Origin of the sequence: Hyphococcus sp., from assembly GCF_965267305.1 — a bacterium.
Lineage (GTDB): Bacteria > Pseudomonadota > Alphaproteobacteria > Caulobacterales > Parvularculaceae > Hyphococcus.
The window spans coordinates 2762301-2783918 of the sequence record NZ_OZ253945.1; the positions used below are offsets into that span (position 1 = coordinate 2762301).

General features: G+C 60.7%; 23 protein-coding genes and 1 other RNA gene. 12 read left to right on the forward strand and 12 right to left on the reverse strand.

The features are described 5' to 3' along the window. The 7 genes from ACQY5P_RS13140 to ACQY5P_RS13170 all read right to left on the reverse strand — a co-directional run bounded on the left by ACQY5P_RS13140 (position 1) and on the right by ACQY5P_RS13170 (position 8472). Entirely contained in the window at positions 1-1290 is a 1290-nt protein-coding gene (locus ACQY5P_RS13140) for a peptidoglycan-binding protein (RefSeq protein WP_428407323.1), read from the reverse strand. 197 nt (positions 1291-1487) lie between these two features. Next, positions 1488-1739, reverse strand: coding sequence for a sulfurtransferase TusA family protein (locus tag ACQY5P_RS13145; RefSeq protein ID WP_428407324.1), 252 nt, complete (start codon positions 1737-1739; stop codon positions 1488-1490). Positions 1740-1878: 139 nt separating this feature from the next. Beyond that, a complete protein-coding gene (locus ACQY5P_RS13150; RefSeq protein ID WP_428407325.1) occupies positions 1879-4272 on the reverse strand; it encodes a TonB-dependent receptor in 2394 nt (797 codons plus the stop codon). A gap of 242 nt (positions 4273-4514) precedes the next feature. Next, positions 4515-5264 carry a slipin family protein gene (locus ACQY5P_RS13155; RefSeq protein ID WP_428407326.1) on the reverse strand — a complete coding sequence of 250 codons (750 nt, stop codon included), beginning with the start codon at positions 5262-5264 and terminating at the stop codon, positions 4515-4517. Between the two features lie 54 nt (positions 5265-5318). Then, positions 5319-5633: an NfeD family protein gene (locus ACQY5P_RS13160; RefSeq protein WP_428407327.1), complete on the reverse strand. Its 315-nt coding sequence runs from the start codon at positions 5631-5633 to the stop codon at positions 5319-5321. A 4-nt stretch (positions 5634-5637) separates the two neighbouring features. Then, on the reverse strand, positions 5638-7137 hold the full coding sequence (locus tag ACQY5P_RS13165; RefSeq protein WP_428407328.1) for an NfeD family protein: 1500 nt from the start codon (positions 7135-7137) through the stop codon (positions 5638-5640). 114 nt (positions 7138-7251) lie between these two features. Continuing rightward, positions 7252-8472 (reverse strand): threonine ammonia-lyase, encoded by a 1221-nt coding sequence (locus ACQY5P_RS13170; RefSeq protein ID WP_428407329.1) that lies wholly within the window; start codon positions 8470-8472, stop codon positions 7252-7254. A 107-nt stretch (positions 8473-8579) separates the two neighbouring features. Here ACQY5P_RS13170 and ACQY5P_RS13175 point away from each other — a divergent pair, with 107 nt between their 5' ends. Beyond that, complete coding sequence (locus ACQY5P_RS13175) at positions 8580-10013, forward strand: protein adenylyltransferase SelO (RefSeq protein WP_428407330.1); 1434 nt, start codon at positions 8580-8582, stop codon at positions 10011-10013. Here ACQY5P_RS13175 and ACQY5P_RS13180 read toward each other — a convergent pair. Continuing rightward, on the reverse strand, positions 10003-10152 hold the full coding sequence (locus ACQY5P_RS13180) for a hypothetical protein (RefSeq protein ID WP_428407331.1): 150 nt from the start codon (positions 10150-10152) through the stop codon (positions 10003-10005). The genes ACQY5P_RS13175 and ACQY5P_RS13180 overlap by 11 nt on opposite strands. A gap of 265 nt (positions 10153-10417) precedes the next feature. Here ACQY5P_RS13180 and ACQY5P_RS13185 point away from each other — a divergent pair, with 265 nt between their 5' ends. The 3 genes from ACQY5P_RS13185 to ACQY5P_RS13195 all read left to right on the forward strand — a co-directional run bounded on the left by ACQY5P_RS13185 (position 10418) and on the right by ACQY5P_RS13195 (position 12561). Next, positions 10418-11701 carry a hypothetical protein gene (locus ACQY5P_RS13185; RefSeq protein ID WP_428407332.1) on the forward strand — a complete coding sequence of 428 codons (1284 nt, stop codon included), beginning with the start codon at positions 10418-10420 and terminating at the stop codon, positions 11699-11701. A 9-nt stretch (positions 11702-11710) separates the two neighbouring features. Next, entirely contained in the window at positions 11711-12151 is a 441-nt protein-coding gene (locus ACQY5P_RS13190) for a hypothetical protein (RefSeq protein ID WP_428407333.1), read from the forward strand. An 86-nt stretch (positions 12152-12237) separates the two neighbouring features. Beyond that, a complete protein-coding gene (locus ACQY5P_RS13195) occupies positions 12238-12561 on the forward strand; it encodes a YbjQ family protein (RefSeq protein WP_428407334.1) in 324 nt (107 codons plus the stop codon). 79 nt (positions 12562-12640) lie between these two features. Here the strand turns inward: ACQY5P_RS13195 and ACQY5P_RS13200 are convergent, their stop codons facing one another. After that, positions 12641-13306 (reverse strand): c-type cytochrome, encoded by a 666-nt coding sequence (locus ACQY5P_RS13200; protein WP_428407335.1) that lies wholly within the window; start codon positions 13304-13306, stop codon positions 12641-12643. A gap of 227 nt (positions 13307-13533) precedes the next feature. On the opposite strand from ACQY5P_RS13200, the gene ACQY5P_RS13205 reads away from it, so the two are divergent. After that, complete coding sequence (locus tag ACQY5P_RS13205) at positions 13534-14391, forward strand: prephenate dehydratase (protein WP_428407336.1); 858 nt, start codon at positions 13534-13536, stop codon at positions 14389-14391. Here the strand turns inward: ACQY5P_RS13205 and nudC are convergent. Then, complete coding sequence (gene nudC, locus ACQY5P_RS13210) at positions 14388-15293, reverse strand: NAD(+) diphosphatase (protein ID WP_428407337.1); 906 nt, start codon at positions 15291-15293, stop codon at positions 14388-14390. The genes ACQY5P_RS13205 and nudC overlap by 4 nt on opposite strands. Positions 15294-15348: 55 nt before the next feature. Beyond that, on the reverse strand, positions 15349-15837 hold the full coding sequence (locus tag ACQY5P_RS13215; RefSeq protein WP_428407338.1) for a hypothetical protein: 489 nt from the start codon (positions 15835-15837) through the stop codon (positions 15349-15351). A 107-nt stretch (positions 15838-15944) separates the two neighbouring features. On the opposite strand from ACQY5P_RS13215, the gene ffs reads away from it, so the two are divergent. The 7 genes from ffs (at position 15945) to recR (ending at position 20191) form a co-directional block, all read left to right on the forward strand. After that, positions 15945-16043: signal recognition particle sRNA small type (ffs, locus tag ACQY5P_RS13220), an RNA gene on the forward strand. Between the two features lie 132 nt (positions 16044-16175). Continuing rightward, entirely contained in the window at positions 16176-16583 is a 408-nt protein-coding gene (locus ACQY5P_RS13225; RefSeq protein WP_428407339.1) for a hypothetical protein, read from the forward strand. Positions 16584-16589: 6 nt separating this feature from the next. Beyond that, a complete protein-coding gene (locus ACQY5P_RS13230) occupies positions 16590-16856 on the forward strand; it encodes a helix-turn-helix transcriptional regulator (RefSeq protein ID WP_428407340.1) in 267 nt (88 codons plus the stop codon). Between the two features lie 49 nt (positions 16857-16905). Then, entirely contained in the window at positions 16906-18714 is a 1809-nt protein-coding gene (locus ACQY5P_RS13235) for a DNA polymerase III subunit gamma/tau (RefSeq protein ID WP_428407341.1), read from the forward strand. Further along, complete coding sequence (locus tag ACQY5P_RS13240; RefSeq protein WP_428407342.1) at positions 18714-19034, forward strand: YbaB/EbfC family nucleoid-associated protein; 321 nt, start codon at positions 18714-18716, stop codon at positions 19032-19034. The genes ACQY5P_RS13235 and ACQY5P_RS13240 overlap by 1 nt, the downstream gene beginning before the upstream one ends. A gap of 9 nt (positions 19035-19043) precedes the next feature. Then, complete coding sequence (locus ACQY5P_RS13245; RefSeq protein WP_428407343.1) at positions 19044-19586, forward strand: hypothetical protein; 543 nt, start codon at positions 19044-19046, stop codon at positions 19584-19586. Then, a complete protein-coding gene (gene recR, locus ACQY5P_RS13250) occupies positions 19586-20191 on the forward strand; it encodes a recombination mediator RecR (RefSeq protein ID WP_428407344.1) in 606 nt (201 codons plus the stop codon). The genes ACQY5P_RS13245 and recR overlap by 1 nt, the downstream gene beginning before the upstream one ends. 123 nt (positions 20192-20314) lie before the next feature. Here recR and ACQY5P_RS13255 read toward each other — a convergent pair whose 3' ends face one another. After that, positions 20315-21577 (reverse strand): glycosyltransferase family 87 protein, encoded by a 1263-nt coding sequence (locus ACQY5P_RS13255; protein WP_428407345.1) that lies wholly within the window; start codon positions 21575-21577, stop codon positions 20315-20317. Between the last annotated feature and the right edge of the window lie 41 nt (positions 21578-21618).

Genomic DNA, 21618 nt, shown 5'->3' on the forward strand with positions numbered 1-21618 from the left:
CTACAGATTGTCACGCGTGGATTCGAAGCTCAGGCGGCGCAGCGCATCGTTCGCCGGCGTGTAGCCGAGCGCAGAAGCGCGGGCGAAGTGGAATGCGGATTTACGTTCGTCCGGGGCGACTTCGTTGAGGCCCGTAGTGCCGTCGCGATAAACCACGCCGAGCGCGAAATGCGCGATGGCGAGGTTCTGGTCTGCAGCGTCGGCAAGCCATTTGACCGCCTGCTGGCCGTCCTGATCGACGCCGATGCCGCGCACATGCATGATGCCGTAGACATATTGCGACATCGGATGTTTCGCTTTGGCGGCGTCGGCGAAGAGATCGACCGTCTGGCGTGGAGTTAAAACGCCTGTGACCACAGCTTCTTTCTCTTCAGCGGTCATGTCGAAGTCGCGGGCGACCTGCGAATACTGGAAGCGGCGGATGGCGTCGCGGGTCGAGGGCCCGAGCTTGTTGTCCACTGTGCCGGCGCGGAAGCCGAGGGCGTTAAGCGCGCGCTGGACAAGCTCCACATCGATGTCGGAGACGGCTTCAAGCGCGTCAGCCATGCGGATTTCTTCAAGCTCGCGTTTCAGGCGCTCAAGCTCTTCCTGCTGGCGCGTCGGCCGCGTGTGCTCGATCGGGAGCGGCGGCTGCCAGTCGACAACGGATTCCTGGGCGAGCTTGATTTCTTTCGGGTTCATGAGCGGTTCGAGAAATTCGTAAGCCGCGCTCGCTTCCCCGACGCCGCGTTCTTTCGCGAGCGCGTACATCTGCAGGGCCTTGGTATTGTCTTTCTCGACGCCCGCGCCTTTCTGATACATCTCGCCGAGGCGGTAGATGTCATAAGGGCTCCCGGCTTCGAAGGTCTGCGCCACGAGGCTTTCAGCTTTGGAAACGTCCGACGAGCTCATGCGGAAGCGAATATCCGTCAGGCGCGCTTCTGCGAGGATTTGCGCGTTCACCTCGTCCGCAGTGGGAAGTTGGTATGCGGAGAAGTCGTGATAGGCCGCGAGCGTGTACCACAACAGCGCCTGCACATTATCCACCGGAATTTCTTCCAATGGCGCGGCGGCGCTGCGCGCGGCCTCAAGCGGCTTGCCCGAATAAACGTCGCCGAGAATTTTCTTGGAGCGGATGTCGCCCGCGAAGGCGAAGCGCCGCCAGATGTCGAGGGCCTGCGCATACTGGCCGTTTTTGTACGCCTCGAGCCCGGCCTCGTAAGTGGCGTGGGCCGGACTGACCGCCGCAAGCGCCAGGATTGACGCCGCCGCCATGCCGCCGATCAGACGGCGCGCTTTTCCAAACAGCATTTTTGGATCTCTCTTCATATCCCCGCTTCCCCTCACAGACCCCCTGGCCCAACCCGGCCCGGAACGGCGCTTCAACACCGACCTTCGCCAGACCCTCATTAAAGCACGGTCCGGCGCGTCTCTCCAGATTAACCTTTACCATTCCCGAAAGCAAAAGGGCGCCCCTAGATCCGTCACAGAGGCGTGGGGCCCGGAATTCAGGCCGGATTCGCGCCTCGCGTGACCAGAAAGACGCAAACCGTTCGTCCTGCCTCGTCCTCATCAGGCTGTCGGCGGGCGTCATGCCCCGCCTCCCGGCAGAAATGAGGGATATCAAGAGCGGCGATCGGGTCGTCCGCGCGGACGATCAGCGCCTCTCCGGGCGCCATGCGGCGCAGCGCCGCCTCCATGCGGATCACCGGGAGGGGGCAGCGATAGCCAGTGACGTCGAGGATTATGGCGTCCGCCACGGGGAGCTCCTGAAAAGGAAAGCGAAAACAAAAAGCTAGAATGCCTCGACGCTCCCGCTCCGGCAAGGCGGCGCCCTCCGCGCAAAGAAAAAGGGCCCTGCGCAAAAGCGCAGAGCCCTTCAAATCCTGAAGCCGGTGATTAGTTGGTGGCGAGCTGCAGCTCGATGCCCACGATCCGGCCTTTTTGCAGCGGGGCGAAACTGCCGCCGCCGAGCGAGCCCGGAAGCTGGGTGTCCCCGCCGAACTGCACCTCATTGAGGAGGTTCTTGCCATAGAGCGAGATCGTCGCCCGGTTGTCGAAGGTCGTCAGGCTGACGCTCGCATCGATAGCGTCATACGGGTTCAGCGTGCCGAGATTGTTGTCCGTGTAGAACGACGCATCGCGATGATAGTAGCGGAACCGGGCGTCGACGGAGCCGGTCTCCCCGAGGTCCCAAGAGTAGATGAATCCAGCGCCATAGGTCCATGGCGCAAGGCGCGGAATCTCAAGATTGAGATCCGCCTCATCCACAACGCCGGGGCTCACCGCCGGCGCGCCGATGTCGAACAGAAGGTCGTCATATTCGCCCTGAGTGTGGCCCAGCGATCCCTGGAAGAGGAAATTGTCGGTGAACGCAATCTGCGCCTCGAGTTCGAAGCCCCAGATGGTGGCGTCTGCCGTATTGGTGATGACCTGCACCACGCCGGCGATGGGATCGGTAAGGTTGAGTTCGCGCTGCATATCGCTGACGTCGTTGACGAAGAAGGCGGCGTTGACGACCGCTTTGCCTTCGGCGGGCTGCGCCTTGAAACCGACTTCAAAGGCGTTGACTTTTTCCTCGTCGAAGGGCCCCGGCAGGAACAGGGGATCAAAAGCCGGGTTCGGGACGATCGCCGGCGGCGGCGCGGGATTCGCCACGAAAGGCAAAGACGCCGCCGATGTGTTGCGGAAGTTGTAGCCGCCGGAGCGGACGCCCTGCGTGTAATGCGCATAGACGTTGAGGTCGTCGATAGGCCGCCACTCGAAACCGACCTTGCCTGTAAAGTTCTTCCAGCTGTCCTCATCGACGAAGTCCTCCGAACAATCGCCCGGAATGCGAACGTCGCAGAATGGGAAGCCCCGGTTGGCGAGAAGATTGGAAATCACCACCTCTTTCTTCTCATAAGTCCAGCGGCCGCCGAGGATAAGCGTGAAGTTCTCGGCGAGATCGATGTCGGCCTGCCCGAAGGCTGCGTAAGTGACCTGATCTTGAACGCCGCCGCCGCTGAAATAGGGCGATCCAGAGCTGATGGCGGCCAGCGGTATTTGGCGCGTTTCGTTGTAAAGCAGGTCCTGCGTGAACCAGTAGCCGCCGACGGTCAGGTCGATGCGGTCGAAGAACCGGCCGGCATAACGCAACTCGTTAGAAAGCTGGTCCTGATCTGTGGTTGAGCCTGCATGGAACAAGAAGAGCGGCGTTGCGTCGATATCGCTTTGCGTGTCGCTCGTTCCCTTGCGCCAGCCGAAAATATTGGTGATGACGCCGTCTCCGAAGCCCACATTCCAGTTCATTTCCGCCGTCACGGCGTCGCGCTTGGTCTCGTAGAAGCCAGGCTCGTCGATGGAGAAGTCGAAGCTGTCGCGCGGCGCGGAGAAGAACGGGTTGGTGACGCCGGCGCCGTTGGTGTGGTTCTGACCGGCGGGGCCGTCGCCCTCGCTGTCGAAATGCTCATAACGCAGCAGCAGTTCGAAATTGTCGCTCGGAGTAAAGGACAGCGACGGACGGATCATCCAGGTTTCCGCTGCGCCGAAATCCTCGAATGCATCGGGCCCCGATGTCGCCACTAGCGGCGCAGCGGCGCCGAAAGCGCCGGCAGCGATGAGATTGGGAACCGGCCCGCCAAGATAGCGCCGGAAATAGCCCTCGTCTTTGTTGTAGTAGACCGAGACCCGGGCTTTCAGGATGTCTTCGATAATCGGTCCGCCCACGCCAGCCATGGCGTAGTAGTTGGGTCCGCCGCCATTGAGGCCGCTTTCCGCCGCGCCTTTGAACGACGCTTCAAATTCGTCGGACGGCCTTTTGGAGTTCAGCAGGACGGCGCCGCCCGTGACATTGCGGCCGAAGAGAATGCCTTGCGGTCCGCGCAGGACCTCGATCGATTCAAGGTCGAAAATGTCCAGAACGACGCCACCATTAATGCCGAGATAAACGCCGTCGACGAAGACGCCGACGGTCGGGTCGATGGAGGGGATCGACGAGTTGATGCCGAGGCCGCGGATCGAAAAGTTCGCGACGCCGCGGGTCGTGCCGACATCGTCGAAAGAAACGTTCGGGATCGAGTAGGAAAGGCTTTGCAGATCGCGGACTTTCAGCGCGTCGATCTGGTCCTCACCATAGGCCGTTATGGCGAGCGGGACGTCCTGAACGTCTTCGGCGTTGGCTTTCTTGGTGCCGGTGACGAAAATCGTGTCGCGGAGCGTTTCAACGGATGTTTGGGCGGATGCGGCGGACGCTGCGGCCAGACTGGCGGCGAGCGCAATGGCTGACGTTCTGGCGGCTAGGCCAAGTTTCATGGTTTCCTCCCTGATGTTGCCGCGCCGGTATGCCGGCGTCATGCGTAATTTGGGGAGAACCGGCCCTGATCCTGTTGCTCCCGGCGCCACTCTAACGCGGAACGGAAATCCAAAACAGAAATTGATGCAGCAAACCCGGATAGGCGATAAAATAGTGTTGCAGTATTTCAACAGGCCTTCGCAAACGCAAAAGGGATGCGCCGTCAAGCGCATCCCTTGCCATGGAGTCATTTAACGCACGGTCAGGAGCGGAAGCGGTCCGCAAGTTCGTTCAACGAGAACGGGAAGACGATCGTGTTGGTGCGGTCTCCGGCGATGTCCTGCAGGGAGTTGAGATAGCGCAACTCCATGGCGCCGGGAGACGTGGCGAGCACCTGCGCCGCCTCGGAAAGCTTAGCCGCTGCCTGATATTCGCCCTCGGCCAGGATGACTTTCGAGCGGCGCTCGCGCTCAGCTTCGGCCTGACGGGCGATCGCCCGGATCATCGACTGGTCGACGTCCACATGTTTGATCTCGACGTTAGAGACCTTGATGCCCCACGCCTCCGTCTGGTGGTCGAGGATTTCCTGAATATCCTTGTTGAGCTTGTCGCGCTCCTGCAGCATCTCGTCGAGATCGTGCTTGCCGAGCACCGAGCGCAGGGTGGTCTGGGCGAGCTGGCTCGTCGCCGCCATGTAATTTTCGACCTGCACGACTGCGCGCACGGCGTCGACGACGCGGTAATAGATGACGGCGTTCACCTTCACCGAGACGTTGTCCTGAGAAATCACGTCCTGGGTCGGCACGTCGTGAACCAGCGTGCGCATATCGACCTTGCGCATGGTCTGGATGATGGGGATCAGGAGAATGAGGCCCGGCCCCGCCGCCTTCCGCCCGACCCGGCCGAGCGTGAAAATGACGCCCCGCTCATACTCTTTCAGGACTTTGATGATGCTGGTGATGACGACGAACGCCAGCGCCAGCAATGGGATGAGTAAGCCTATTCCGCCCATGGGGCCTCCTTGTTTTTCCAGTCTTTGGCGCTCCCTCGCGCCCTTGGGTTCTCGTCAGCGCGTCTCTTTTTTCACTTGCAGCGACAATCCGTTGACGGAAAGAACCGCTACGGCGTCGCCGGGCTGCAGCGGGTCTGACGAGGTTGCGCGCCACAATTCTCCGCCTGCCGAAACATATCCCTTGCCGTTCGCCCACTCGACGACTTCGGCGCGATTGACATTCATGGCTTCCCCCACCCGGAAGGGCGTTTTCCAGCGCATGAAGAAGAGGCCGTAAAGTTTGGCGGCGGCGACAGCTGCAAGGCCGGCGACGAAAAAGATGAAAAAGAATCTCCATGGATCGTCGGGCAGTCCCGTGATCTCGATCATCCTTTTAGGCCTCTTTCGGCTGCATCGCGCCGAGCAGGCCGCCAGCTTTGGCCTGTTTGACGACGAGAACAAGGCCGTCGATTTCCAGGACGCGCACCTTGTCGCCGGGGCTTAGGGGCTTTTCGGATCGCGCGCGCCAGCGCTCTCCCTCGACGATGACCCAACCTTCCTTGCCGTTCCATTCTTCAACAACCCCTTCGCGCTTGCGGATGGCCTCGGCGCCAATCAGAGGGCCGTGACTGCGCGAGCCGACAATGGCGAAAAGGATGAGCCCCAGAAACGCGCCGGCGATGGCGATGATGGTTGCTATGACGCTCGTCGAGACTCGGAAGCCTTCTGGGAAGACAACGAAAAGGCCGAAGCCGAACACGCCAAGGCCGGCGAGACCCACAAGCCCCAAGGTGGGCGTATAAGCCTCGATCAGGATCATCAGGGCGCCGACCGCCATCAGCGCGAGGCCGAGCGAGTTATAGGGAAGAACCTGAAAGGCGTAAAAACCGAGAATGAGGCAGAGGACGCCGACAACGCCCGGAAAGATCGAGCCCGGATTCCACATTTCGATGATAATGCCGGTGGTCGCCAGCGACATCAGGATCACCGCCACATTGGGGTCGGCGACGAAAGCGAGAATTCGCTCGATCAGCGTCGCCTCGACGCGCTCGAGCCGGATATTCTCGGTGTTCAGTGTTTTTTCGCCCGACGCCACCGTGACGGTGCGGCCGTTCATCTGTCTCAGCAGGTCGTCAATGTCCGTCGCGACGTGATCCACGACGCCAAGCTCCAGCGCTTCATTGGCGGTGACCGATGCGGCGTCGCGCACGGCGCTTTCCGCCCAGTCGGCGTTGCGGCCGCGCTCTTCTGCGAGGGACCGGATATAGGCGACGGCGTCATTGATCGCTTTTGAGCGCAGGGCGTCGTCGTTGGAGAGGGTGCGCGGGTTGTCGCGCGTTGATTGCGGCGCGGCCTCTCTTGCGTCTTCGATGTCTTCCGCGTTGGCGCCGCCTTCGATTTCGGCGGGGTTCGTCACCTTGTCCGTGTCCTCCGCAGGGCTTTGCTCCTCGAAGGGACTGTCGTCCAATGGCGCGCCGCCGATCTCAACCGGCGTCGCCGCGCCCGTATTGGTCGCGGGCGCCATGGCCGAAACATGGGCGGAATACATAATGTAGAGCCCGGCGCTCGCCGAGCGCGCGCCTTGCGGCGAGACGTAGGTCGCGACCGGCGTATCGGAAGCGAGGATTGCCTTGATGATGGTCTTCATGGAATCCATCAGCCCGCCAGGCGTGTCGATTTCGATAATGACAATTTCGCGCCCTGCCTCGGAAGCAGACATGATCTCGCGTTCGAGATATTGCGCTGCAGGCGGCGTTACTGCGCCGTTTAGGGTCAGGATGACGCCGGTGCGGGCGCTATCAGAAGGTTGTTGCGCGAAAGCACTGAGGCCTAGCAGCGTCGCCGCCAGAATGAAAAGCCCGACAAACCCCAAAAGCCGCTTTTGTTGCGCCATCTCGTCCTCGCCCCTGACGTGCATTCGTAAATGTAAGCTCACGCGAGAGAGATTCAACGGAAAAGAACTTTCCCCGATGTTTCAGAACGATACGAGAGGGCGCAAGGAGAGTGCCTAGTAGGCGGCGATCTCCACTTCGTAGCCTTCGTCGCGGAGATTTTGCAGGATCCGGTTTAGATGTTCCTGGCCTTGCGTGTCGATGGTGACGTCCATGCAGGTCATCTTGGCGGGAAGGTCCGAATAGGTGCGGTGGTGGCCCACATCGATGACATTGCCGTCCTGATTGGCGATGATCGTCGCCACACGGACGAGTTGGCCCGGCATGTCGAGAAGCTGCACGCGAAGCCGGGCGAGACGTCCTGCGCGCGCGAGGTCGCGCATCAGGATCATCGACAACAGCCGCGCGTCGATATTGCCGCCGCAGAGGACGAGGCCCACGGTCTTGCCGCGGAAGCGCTCCGGCTCGGCGAGAATGGCGGCGAGGCCTGCGGCGCCGGCGCCTTCCACCAGCAGCTTCTGCTCCATCATCAGGATCGACAGCGCGCGCTCCAGAATGCGTTCATCGACGAGGACGATGTCGTCGACGCAGTCGCGCACGATCTGGCGGGTCAGCGCGCCTGCTTCCTTGACCGCAATGCCTTCGGCCAGCGTGTTGCCGCCGGTCTCGCGCTTGCCGCCGTCAATGGCGTTGGCCATGGAAGGAAAGAGCGCCGCCTGCACGCCGATGATCTCGGTTTCGGGCGACAGATCCTTGATCGCAAGCGCCATGCCGGCGATCAGCCCGCCGCCGCCGATAGGGACGATCATAGCGTCGAATTTGGGACCGTCCTCGATCATTTCGAGCGCCACCGTGCCTTGTCCCGCAATGACGTCGGCGTCGTCGAAGGGATGCACGAAAACGAGGCCGCGCTCCTTTTCGATTTTCGCGGCTGCGGCTTTCGCCTCGTCGAAATCATGACCGGTGAGGACCACCTCGGCGCCGAGCTCGCGGGTTTGTCGGACTTTCACATCCGGCGTCGTCACGGGCATGACAATGACGGCCGGAATGCCGAGCGCGGCGGCGTTGCGCGCCACGCCTTGCGCATGATTGCCGGCGGAGGCGGCGATGACGCCGCGTTTTTTGTCCGCGTTGGAAAGCAGCATCAACTTGTTGAGCGCGCCGCGCTCCTTGAACGCGCCTGTATATTGGAGGTTCTCAAGCTTCAGGTAGATATCGGCGCCAGTGATCGCCGAAAGCTTCCTGGCATGGACCAGCGGCGTGCGCTTAATCCGTCCCGCGATCCGTTCGGCGGCGGCGCGAACATCATCAGCAGTGGGAAGACGGGCGGCGTCCATGGTCGATTCTCTGTCTCAACGTGTTAGAGGTACGGCGGGCGCGGCGTTTCGCGCCCGCGAGAAGCGCCGACTTTTGGCGCAAATGGTCAAGAAGGTCCATATTCGCAGTGGAAAATTATAAGCCTGACCCGGTTTTTGAGAGCTTAGGGCGTGAAAAGGGCGCTCCCTTCTACGATCCGGTGGCAGCCGCGGCCTTTCCGGAACATGTTGTCCGTTACCGGAACCGGCGCTGGGCGGAGAAGGTGGGGCTTGGGCGTTTGTCGGAAGCAGAGTGGATCGCCCATTTCGGCCGGTTCGAGCCGCTGCCGGACAATCTCTCCGCGCCGGTCGCCATCCGCTATCACGGCCACCAGTTCCGCACCTATAATCCCGATATTGGCGACGGGCGGGGGTTTCTGTTCGCGCAACTGCGCGACGATCAGAACCGGCTCCTCGATCTCGGCACCAAAGGCTCGGGCAAGACTCCTTATTCGCGGTTCGGCGACGGACGCCTGACCCTGAAAGGCGGCGTCCGCGAGGTGCTGGCGACGGAGATGCTGGAAGCGCTCGGCGTCTATACCTCGAAAACCTTTAGCCTGATCGAAACCGGCGAGAAGCTTTATCGCGAGGACGAGCCGTCCCCGGCGCGCTCATCGGTGCTGGTGCGCCTCTCTCATTCCCATGTGCGCTTCGGCGCGTTTCAGCGTCTCGCTTATGAGAAAAACGGTGAGGCGATCGCCGCACTCGTCGATTACTGCATCGCGCAGTTTTATCCGGCGCTCGGCGACAAGGCCGGCGAGGCGCGGATCGTCTCGTTCTTCCGCACGGTCGTTCAGCATACGGCCCAATTGGTCGCGCAATGGATGGCGGCGGGATTCGTTCATGGGGTTTTGAACACCGACAACATGAACGTCACCGGCGAGAGCTTCGACTACGGCCCGTGGCGATTTACGCCCGTCGCCGATCCGTCTTTTACGGCGGCTTATTTCGATCAGACAGGCCTTTATGCCTTCGGGCGGCAGGCGGAGGCGGGCGCGTGGAACCTTGCGCAACTCGGCGGCGCCCTGTCGCTGCTGGCGCCGGTCGATGCGCTCAATGAAGCACTGCAAAGTTTTTCCGGCGCCTATGAAGAGGCGATGGCTGAGGCTTTTTTCCGCCGTCTCGGCGTTCAGCGGCGAGGCGAGAGCGACTTCGCCTTCGTTGCGGATTTCCTAAAATGGATGACTGAAACCGGCGCGCCATACGAACGGGTTTTCTTCGACTGGTTCTGCGGATCGGCCTCAGAGAATCGTGCGGCGCAAAGCCCCGCCGCCGAACTTTACGAACAGGAAAAATTTGCTGACATCAGAAACGCGCTGACATCGTTCACGCCGGAAAAACCGGAACGGCTCTCACACGACTATTTCAGCGGCAAGCCCTGCGCCATGCTCATCGACGAAGTCGAGGCGATCTGGGCGCCGATCGCGGAAAAAGACGACTGGTCGCTTTTTGACGCCAAGCTGGAGGAGATCAGCCGAATGCGCGAAGCGCTCGGCTTCGATGCGAGCCGGTTCAGTCCTTGATCCGGGCTTCTTCGCGAAGGAGGCCGCGCTCGACGAGACAGACGCCTGCAATAAGGGCGTTGGCGCCGATGAAGCCGAAAATCATCCATTCGACGAGGCTGAGACCGGCGAGATAGGTCGTCACGATGGTCACGTCCATGAGGGGCTCTCCCTTCCCTGACATGGAAAAATGTTCATCTAAAGAAATGAAAATTTTCCCTAGTTTTTCAGGGCTCTTGGCTAACGCGCGGTAACCGCCCAAGGGTCTGATTTGCGGCTTTTTCCCCTCATTTCGGATCGGCCGCGCTTGTTCCCAAACCGCGATTTTCCAGTTAACATCACGTTAAGCCGGACCGGGGAGGGGCTCGACCGGGCTGTTTTGGGGCTGCTCAAGGTCTGGCCCGGCAGGGGATTGCGAGGGGTAGATGACGTCCGAAGTCGTGTTGATGAACCGTCAGGCGGTGGCGATGGCGGCGGACAGCGCCGTGACGATCTCCGGCGACCGCTATCTCAAGACTTATAATTCCGCGGACAAGCTGTTCCCGCTGGTCGAGGGCCAGCCGATTGCGGTGATGATCTATAACAACGCCGAAATCATGTCGACGCCATGGGAGACGGTGATCTCCCTTTATCGCGAGCAGGCGCGCGGGCGCTCACTCGACACGGTCGCCGCCTATGCCGAAGACTTCATGGAGTTTCTATCCGGCAATCCCGATCTTTTTCCGGCCGACCATCAAGACACGGAATTCTTCAAGGTCGTTGCGGTGGTCTACACCGTGCTCGCCGAGGAATTCGACTACCAGGTCCAGAAATTCGCGCAGTCCCATGCGGCAGGCGTGCGCGATCACGTTTCCTCGATTTTCGAATTCGTGGTCGGCGAAATGCACGCCGATTATCAGCGCTGTCCGGACGACAGCCCCCGCGGCGACCTGCCCTGCTTTCCGAAAGGCATGGCGGAACAGGTGCGCCGGCGTTACGGCGGCGAAATCGAACAGCTCATCATGAGCCTTCTCGGCTCGTTGAAGAATGAATATCCGGGCCTTTCGGTGAGCGACGAAACCCGCGACCGCTTGCGCGCCATCGCGGTCTTCGCGGTCACCAAGGACGCGTTTTTCGAGCATTATACGGGCGTCGTCTTCGCCGGTTTCGGGGCGAAGGAAAAGTTTCCGTCCATGCGCTCCTATCTCGCGTCTTCGGTGGTGCTCGGCATCTTGAAGCGCAAACAGGACCGAAAAGCCGATATCGGCGCCGATTCAGGCCCCGTCTTCCAGCCTTTTGCGCAGGACCGCATGATCCGCACTTTCCTCACCGGCATGGATCAGCATTTGCGGATGTTCGTCTATTCCGAAACGCTTAAACTCTCGCGCGGGCTTGTCGCCGACATTGTCGGCCGCACGCCCAATCTCAACGACGCCCAGAAAAATGCGATCTTCCGCGATTATTCGAACAACAATCTTGCGGCGGCGGTGAACGAATTTTTCCGCTCCGTCGATAATTATCAGTATGCGGTGCACACGCGCCCGATCCTGCGCGCCATCAACACGCTGCCGAAGAAAGAGCTGGGCGAGACCGCAGCCTCGCTCATCAAGCTCAATTCATTCCAGCAGAAAGTCATGCATTCCGTGGAAACGGTTGGCGGGCCCATTGATGTCGCGGTCATCACCCGCAATGGCGGGCTCGAATGGAAACGTGAAAAGGCTGAGCTTTAGGGACGTATTATGAGCGATCGCTTGAAACAAATCTGGTCCGGCTTTTCCGCGGAGACGACACGCAATCTCACCGGCAAGGGCATCGACAATATTCCTGTGCCGCATCGCACGGATTATTCGCCGGTGGATGAGGCCTTCCTTCCTGAAGGCTTTTCGACGCCCGCGCAGGCAGCCTTTTCATCGCTCCGCGACAATCTCGCGAAAAAGGAAAAGCTCTTTTCCGGCAAGAAGAAAAACGTCAAGGCCGATGTCGCACTACCGAGCGAGGCGGAAGACTTTGTCGCCGCCACCGCGTTTTCAGCAGCCGGGGATGATTTGATCCGCGGGCTTCGCGCCACCGCGCTCCGCACCGAGCGTCCGGAACTCGATTACGGCGCCTTTCTCGACTCGAGAGAAGGCCGGGCGCACTTCAAAAAGCACAAGCGCAAGAAAATTTTTGGTCTCTTTTAATAGCAATTCATCCTCGTCTCGTCCCGCCGGGAGTTGAAGCGGGGGATGTGCTTCCCATGTCGTTGTCTGCAACAGGGAGGCGATAGATGATCGTAACCACCACCGATTCCGCGCCGGGCCGCGAGGTTCACGAAAGCCTTGGCGTCGTCGCCGGCGAGGCGATTTTGGGCGTTAACATTTTCCGGGACTTGTTCGCCGGAATCACCGACATTCTCGGCGGCCGCAGCCAGGGCTACCAAAAGGCGCTGCGCGAAGCGCGCGACCACGCTATGCGCGACATGGAGGAAGAAGCCATGCGCCTCGGCGCCGACGCCATCATCGGCGTCGATATCGACTATGAAGCGGTGGATACGCAGAAAGGCGCCATGCTGCTCGTTTCCTGCAACGGCACGGCGGTGAGATTGCGCTAGAGCAGAACCGTTAAAGGGCCCGCTTACACAAAAAGGCTTCGCACGCTGCGAAGCCTTTTTTTCCTGCTGAAAAATTCTCTTAGTGCGCGCCTTCTTCCGTTTCGGGGTCGGCGTCGCCGGCCCCTTCGACGGGTTCGTTCTCAAGCGCCTCTTCAGCCGTGTCGAGTTCCGCGTCTTCTTCGGCTGCGGCTGGGGTCGGCGCCGGAAACGGAACCGGGCTGTCCGAAAGCGTCTGCAGGAAGGCGAGAAGGTCGGCGCGCTGCTCGGGCTTGGCGAAGCGCTGAACCATGGCTGTGCCAGGAATATAGGCCTGCGAGTTTTCGAGATATTTGTCGAGGCGGTCATAGGACCAGACGCCGCCAGCGTCTTTCAGGGCGCTCGTATAATTAAAGCCCGCATGATTTGCGACCTGTGCGCCGACAACGCCCCAAAGGTTGGGTCCGGTGCCATTGGCGCCGCCCTTGTCGAAAGTGTGGCAGGATTTGCACAGCGCGGCCCGGCGTTCGCCCCCTGACGCGCTCGCATTGGCGAGGAGCGTGCCGAGATCAACTTCCGGCGCCGCTTCCGCTGCGCCGCCGCCCGTATCAAGCTCAAGCTCCCCGCCATAGGCGAGATGCAGCTCGCCTCCGCCGGCATGATGGCCGCCGCCCATGAGCGCCTTAGTCAGTTGCGGAAGGCCGAAAATCAGCAAAAGCGCGGTCAGGACCGCAGCGGCGATCTTGTTGCTGAGAAGTGGGTCTTGCATGTCTCGTCCGGTGGGTTGGCCCGAGGAAAAGCGGGCGGGAAAGCCTGAATAAAGCCGGGCGGGTTCTAACGGTCTTCTCCGGAGGGCGCAATGCGGCTTGGCGCGTCCCCCGCGCGGCCTTTTCGCGCGGGCGCCAGGGCCGCGAATTGCCCTCCAGGCCCCGTTTGTGCATAAGCCCCGACGGCCCGCACGATTGGGGGCCGGGCTCCGCAAGACAGGAAATCGCCATGACCGACGCCAGCAGAGGACAGAAAAAACGCATCGCCTATCAGGGCGAGCCCGGCGCTTTTTCCGAACTCGCCTGCCGCCGCTATGCACCCGATTTCGAGCCCCTCCCGTGCGGCGCCTTTGACGAGGCGGTGGAGGCCGTGACTGAGGGCCGGGCGGCGCGGGCTATGTTGCCGGTGGAGAATTCTCTCGCGGGCCGCGTCGGCGACATCCACCACCTTCTGCCCCGCGCCGGGCTTCACATTATCGCCGAGCACTTCCTTCCGGTGGAGCACCATCTAATGGCCAAGCCGGGCGTGAAGTTCGAGGACGTCAAGATCGCCCGGTCGCACCCCGTGGCGCTGGCGCAGGTGCGAGACTTCCTCCACGCCCACAAGATCCGCCCTGAAACCGCTGGCGACACGGCGGGCGCGGCGCGGCGGCTCGCCGAGTCGAACCACATGGATGAGGCGGTGGTCGCCTCCGTGCTGGCGGCGGAGCTCTACGGGCTCAATATTTTGAAACACAATATCGAGGACGCGCCCCACAACACGACGCGGTTTCTCGAAATGGCGAATGAGCCCATGGACGCGTCGCCCGATGACGGGCCCGTGGTGACGAGCTTCATCTTCGAGGTCAGGAACATTCCCGCGGCGCTTTACAAAGCGCTGGGCGGCTTCGCCACCAACGGCGTCAACATGACCAAGCTCGAAAGTTATCAGCTTGGCGGATCGTTCTCCGCGACCATGTTCTATGCGGATGTCGAAGGCCATCCGAGCCACGAGCCGGTTCGCCTCGCGCTGGAAGAGCTGAGCTTCTTTTCGTCGTCTCTGAAAATTCTCGGCGTTTACAAGACGGCGCGAGAGCGGAACGTCTAGTTCCTGACCCAGCGCTCGAGCAATTGCCGGGCGATGGTGAATTTCGGCGGCACGTTGAAGTCGCGGGTTTCGTTATTGAGGACGGCGATGACATCCGTCTTGTCGAACCAGCGCGCTTCGGCGAGCTCTTCCGTATCGAGATTGATCTCGCGCCCTTCCGCTTCGGCGAGAAAGCCCATCATCAGGGAACAGGTGAAGGGCCAGGGTTGCGAAAACTGATAGCGCACATCGTCGATGACGACGCCTGCTTCTTCGAAGAGTTCGCGGCGCGCGCATTCTTCCGGCGTTTCGCCAGCCTCGACGAAACCGGCAAGTGCGGAAACAAAGCCCGGCGGAAACTGATGCCCGCGGCCCAGAAGACACGCATCATCATGAATGGCGAGGACGATGGCGACGGGGTTGATGCGCGGGAAATGTTCTTCCTCGCAAGCGACGCAACGGCTCTTTCCGCCGCCGGCTTCAAGCCGGGTTTCGCCGCCGCAATTGCCGCAGAAGCGATGTTTCCTGCGCCATTCGAAATACCATCGTCCCTGACCGATGACCGCGAGATCGTCCGGGGAAAGAACGCTGGCGGCGATGCGCAGTTGCAGATATTCGCCGATCTCGGCGAAAGGCGCGGTCTCGGCGCTTTCTGCAGCAGAGACATCGACGGCGAAATAGGCGCGGCCGTCTTTCATGCCTAACAGAATGACGGGCGCATCTTTGGGAAACTGCGACAGCGCGCCGATGGAAAGAAACGCCGGTTTGCCATCCGCCATCAACGGGTCGCCGCGCCATAAGGGAATGACAAGGCTTTTCGGATCGGCGAGGCGCGCATTGAAGAACGCCTCCTGATCCTTTTCGATATTGACGCGCGACAGGGGACTGTTCGCGAACCAGTTGGGGTTGGTTCCGTGTTTCATGGCTGCTTATGTCGCAAGGCGCGCGCGTCGCCGCAAGCTTTATGCGCTGTTGAACTTAGACCTTCGGGCGAAAGAAAAACCCGATAGCGCTGCGATGAATGAAGAGAATAATCAATGCGCAGACCCAGCTGACGCACGCGGCGTAAAAAAGCGCCGGGGAAAAGTTTGTCGGCGCGCCCTTCGCCCATTCCGTCGGAGTTTCGATCCCCAGCGGCGTGAAGAGGTGAAAGACAATGGCGCCGCTCATGATGCCGAGCGCGATTAAGGCGCCGAGAAACTGTATCGGCGGAATGAGCTTCTTGCGATCCATGACCAGGAACAGCAGCGGCAGCCCGATCAACAGGATCGACGACAATAATTCGCCGACTCCGATAATCCACGGACCCGCCGGATAGAAAAGGCCGATGCCCGACCATTCCTTCAGCGTTGAGAAAATATGCTGCGGCGTCGGATGGCCGGTGAATTTGAAACGCAGCGAGTCCAAGAAGATCGCCGAAATGAACAGTCCCCCCGCCCAGGGGAATAAGGAGATAAGTTTTTTCATGGGGGGTGCCCTTGATTTGCCCGCCGCGGAAATAGCACGGGCGCCCCATCACGCCGCATCACGAACCGCCCCCTTGCATTCACGAAGCCGAGCGTCGATATACCCCTTCGGAAGGCTGGCGGACGCGGCTCTCGCCAACCTGGTCAGGTCCGGAAGGAAGCAGCCATAACGAGTTTCCGTCGCGGGTCGTTTCAGTCTTCCACTTTGATTTCACTGAAAATTATAAATTCTGCGCGCCAGCCAAGAAACAGGCGGGGGCCATTTATGTATGCCCCCTTGAACATAATGTAAAAAATACATAACATTGTGTGCGGTAAGGTATACACGAGGAGAGAGGGATGTCATTCAAGGAAAAAAGCGCTTGGATTGTGCTCGCCGCGCTGATCCTGATCTATGGCGGCTACGCATGGTCGCTCATCGAGGGCGGGGGCTTTGGGGCCGGAACTACCGCCGTAATGTTCGGGGCGATCATGTCGTTTGTGGCGCTCATTGTCATAGCCCATATCGCGGCGGCGATTTTCGCTCCGAAATCCGCCAGTGAGGCGGAAGACGAGCGCGACCGGCAGATCGAATTGAGGGGCGATGAGGCCGGCGGCTTCATCCTCGGCGTCGTGGTCCTGTTCGCCCTGGGGGTCGCCCTCCTCCGCGGACAATATCTGCTCGCAAATATTCTCTTTCTCGGCCTCGCCGCGTCGGAGATCGTCAAGAACCTCTATGAGGTCTTTCTCTATCGCCGGAGCGCCTGACGCCCCATGGGCAAGACGCCGATCACCAATCGCATTCGCGTCCTCAGAGCCGAACATGGCGATATGAGCCAGGGCGACCTTGCCGCGCGCATCGGCATGACGCGCCAGACCGTCGCCGCCATCGAGAAGGGCAAATACGCTCCATCGCTCGAGGCGGCGTTTCGCATTGCTGCTGTTTTCGGCGTTTCTTTCGGCGAGGTCTTTCAGTATGAGCGCCAGGCCGACGCCGCCTTTTTAAAGCTTCAGAAAAATGCGGTGAAAAAGGACGGTTGAGAAGCGCGGCCCGCCCCGCCATATTCGACGCGGGGGCTGGTGGAATGTGATGGCGGATCAGGACAACGGACAGCAAAAGAGCGGCGGCGCCTATCAGGTGCTGGCCCGCAAATACCGTCCGCAGAATTTCGACGATCTGATCGGTCACGGGCCCATGGTGAAGACGCTGAAAAACGCCTTCGCCGCGAACCGCATCGCCCATGCCTATATCCTGACTGGCGTGCGCGGGGTGGGGAAAACCACGACAGCGCGCATTCTCGCCCGGGCGCTGAATTATGTGGGCCCCAATGGCGAGGATAACGGCCCACAAATCGACATGGCCGCCGAGGGACTTCACTGCAAAGCCATCGCCGAAAGCCGCCACCCGGACGTGATGGAAATGGACGCCGCCTCGCGCACCGGCGTCGGCGATATTCGCGAACTGATTGAGGGCGTTCGCTACGCCCCGGTCGAAGCGCGCTACAAGGTCTACATCATCGACGAGGTTCACATGCTCTCGACAGCGGCGTTCAACGCGCTGTTGAAGACGCTCGAAGAGCCGCCGCCGCATGTGAAGTTTATCTTCGCGACAACGGAGATCCGGAAGCTTCCCGTGACAGTGCTGTCGCGCTGCCAGCGTTTCGATCTCAGGCGCATCGATCCTGAATTGCTGACCGATCATCTCGCGAGCATTGCTGAAAAAGAAAATGTTAAAGTCGATCGCGACGGTCTCTGGATGATCGCGCGCGCGGCGGAAGGCTCCGTGCGCGACGCGCTTTCCATTTTGGATCAGGCGATGGTCCAGCACGCCGCGCAAGGCGAAGATATCGTCAGTGCAGAGATGATCCGCGACATGCTGGGGCTCGCCGACCGGGCGTCGGTCTGGGCGTTGCTCGAAGCGGCGATGAAGGGCGACGCGAAAACAGCGCTAGAAAATTTCCGCTCGCAATATGATGCGGGGGCGGAACCGGCGCAGATTTTGCGCGATCTCCTCGACCTCACGCACCTGCTGACGCGGATCAAGGCGGCGGGCCCGGAAGCAGCGGCGCACGGCCCCGCGGGTGAGGCCGATGCGGAGCGCGCGAAAGCGATGGCGTCGGGCCTTGAAATGAATGCGCTGACCCGCGTCTGGTCGCTCCTGATGAAGGGCCTCACCGAAACGCAGATGGCGCCGGACGCGGCGGCTTCGGGTGAAATGGCGCTCATCCGTCTGTGCTTTGCGGCGGATCTGCCGACGCCGGACGAAGCCCTCAAAGCCTTAAAAAAAAAGACTGACAGCGTAGGCGGGCAAGCTTCGGCGCCGTCGTCAGGGCAATCGGAGCGCGCGCCCGTTCACGCCTCAGCAAATGCATCTGGGCCGGAGCGTCCCTCCGCGCAGGTGATCGACATCAACCCGCCCATGTCTCAGCGGCCTGCGGATTCGAATGTCTGGCTGCGCTCGTTTAACGATGTGGCGCGGCTCGCCGGGGAAAAGCGCGACGCGAAGCTGCGGACGGAACTCGAGTCATACGTTCATGTAGTCTCGTTCCGCGAAGGGAAGATCGAACTGCGGCTGAATGACGACGCGCCCGGCGATCTGGCGAACCGGCTGACCCAGCGCCTCAAGGAATGGACCGGAAAAGCCTGGGTCGTGTTGGTGACGTCGGAGCATGAGGGCGAGGAGACTCTGCGCGACGTCAGGACGCGCGAGGTGATGGAGCATCCCATGGTGTTGAAGGCCATGGAGTTGTTTCCGGGCGCAGAAGTGACCGCCATCCGCGACACGCAAAACGAGATCGCCCCGGCGCCGGATGAGGCGGAAGAAGACGCGCCCGTCGATCCCGATGACGACGCAGTGGCGGAAGCCATCGCAGCACGCAAGGAAACAGGAAAAGCGTAATGGACTTGAACGAGATCATGAAACAGGCCGGCCAGATGCAGGCCAAGATGAAAGAGATGCAGGAAAAGCTCGCCGAGATCGAGGCGACGGGCGAGGCCGGGGCCGGCATGGTGAAAGTGGTGCTGAACGGCAAGGGCTACGCCAAGGCCGTCGCCATCGAGCGCTCCTTGATGAAGGAAGACGAGGCCGAAATCCTCGAAGACCTCATCGCCGCGGCGATCAACGACGCGAAATCAAAGCTCGAAAAAGAAACCGAAGAGCAGATGAAAAAAATGACGGCGGGTTTGCCGTTGCCTCCGGGCATGAAGCTGCCGTTTTAGGATGCGCCGATGGGCTGGCTTGAGTTTATTGCGTCGATAGTAAATTCGCTTGCGTGGCCGGGCGCATTGGTGATCGTATTTCTTCTATTAAAAGACCATATTCACAAGCTGCCTGACTATATAAAAAGTTTTCGGTACAAAGACCTTGTTGAAATAACATTCCAAGACAAAGTGCAGGCTCTTAAACATGAGGCCGAGAGCGCAGGCGTTGAGTTGCCTGTGCCGTTGCCATCGGGGCTTGCGGGCCTGCTGGATATTGATGGGCACAAATATAACTCAGTTTATCTTCTTGCTTGGAAGGAGATTGAAGCGCGGCTAGATTCTTTAGCTGAAAAGCATTCCCTCACAGGGCCTATGCCAACGTCTAGGATCATTTATAAGTTGAGTGAAACTGGCGTTATTTCGGATGCCGATGCTCGTGCGCTAAACGAATTTAGAGAGATTCGGGATATGGTTGTTCATTCGCCGCTGTATAGAATGGATGCTGAACAAGCGCGAACAGTATTAAAGATTGCGGCCGGACTAATAAGTAAGTTGGATGAAAAATTGTAATGCCCGCCGCAACCATCGGTCCCGAGTTACAGCGCCTGATTGACCTCCTCGCCAAGATGCCGGGGCTGGGTCCGCGTTCGGCCAAGCGCGCCGCGCTTTATCTTTTGAAAAAACGCGATCCGGTTATGCGCCCGCTCGCCTTCGCCCTCGATGATGCGGCCAACAAAGTGAAAGCGTGTTCGGTCTGCGGCAACTGGGATTCCATCGACCCCTGCGCCGTCTGCGCTGACACTGATCGCGACGGCTCGATCCTCTGCGTGGTTCAGGATGTGGGCGATCTCTGGGCGCTGGAACGCGCCGGCGCGCATAAGGGCCGCTACCATGTGCTCGGCGGATTGCTGTCGCCGCTCGACGGCATCGGTCCTGATGATCTCAATCTCGGTTCGCTCATCGCGCGGGCGAAAGCGGGCGCGCTTTCGGAAATCATTCTCGCGCTTCCCGCCACTGTCGACGGTCAGACGACGGCGCATTACCTCACCGAACATCTCGAAACGTCTGGCCTCAACGTCACGCGTCTGTCCCAGGGCGTGCCCGTCGGCGGTGAACTCGATTATCTCGATGAAGGAACGCTCGCCGCGGCGATGAAATCCCGCCGACCGTTTTAAAACTCTACTATCGCTGGCTGCAAATGGCGGCTTTCTGCGCTTCCGGTGCTCATGTACCTCAACGTACACTGCGCGCCGGTTCTCGAAATTCGCCATTTTCGCTCAGCGCTAACGAGTTTTTCTCTAGGCTTCGGATAGTGTTTTCAGACGGGGAAGATGCAATCCGCATTCATGGAAGACCCGCCGGGCACAGAGCCCGAACGCCGCGAAGGCGAGCAGGGCCGGAAACGGAAAAGCCTCCGATCCCGGCGCAAACACCGGCAGGAACCACAGGGCCATCAATGCCTGTTTTTCGAAGGGGAGCCATCCGCGCTCCGTTCCGAGTTTCACAACCATCAACAGCGCGGCGAAGAAAATCGGCGCCTCGTAATAAAATGCGTAAGGCGAAACGAGCGGCGTCGCGGCCGCGAGCGCGATGAGCCGCGTCTCCCATGACGGACTCTTGCGCCACACGATGAAAACAAACCCCGCAAGCGCGAGGCTTGCGATCCCTTGCGCCGCATAGGCGAGCGCGCCGCCTGCGCCCAGCGTCATCATAAAGCCGTAAGGCGAGACGAGCTTGTAATAGGGAAAAACGTTGGTGCTCATGCGCGCCCCTTGCGCGCTCATGGCGCCAATGAAGCCGCCCCATGTCTCAATTCCGAAGATTCCGGCACTAAGCACCGCAAGCGCGAGCGCAGTCACGGCGGCGGCGGCGAAAGCGCGCCAGCATCCGGCGGCGGCGTAGGCGACGGGGATGAGAAGACCGAGTTGCGGTTTGACGGTGAGAAGCCCCGCGGCGATCCCGGCGAGGATCGGGCGCCGGTCGGCCCAGCCGCCCGCGATGGCGATCAGCGCCGCCGTCAAAAACCCTGTCTGGCCGCAGATCAAAGCCTGCCACGCTGCGCCGGACGCGAAGACAGCGAGGAGGGGAAGCCGCGCTTTCCACAAGCTGCGTAGCGCCGCCATCGCGGCGCCTGCCGTCACGGACCACCAGCCGAGCAAAGCGGCGGGATAGGGAAGCGCCGCCAGCGGCGCGATGACGAAATAGTATGTAGGCGGATATTGCCAGTAGAGCGTGAACCCGCCGCGCAAGGGAAACGCGGCGTCGAGGCGTTCGTTCAGGAGGCCGGGCTGGTACATGGCGCCTGCGCCTTCGGCGAAAAGCGTTTTCGCCGCCGTCCAGAACACCGTGAAGTCGCCGCCGATGATCGACTTGTCTGGAAGCACATATCCGTCCGAGCCAAGGGCCGAGCGGATCAGGATCAATGCGTAAATGGCGAAGGCGATAAGGCATGCCGCGACAATGGTCCGCGGCGACGGATCGATGAAGACGGCGTGCAGCAAGGGATAACGCCCGGCGAAACCGGCTGAAGGCGCGTTGGCGGCGGCGGCGTCTGCGGTCATCTTGGTGCCTGTTTACCTCTGGGAAATAAAGACCGGTTTAG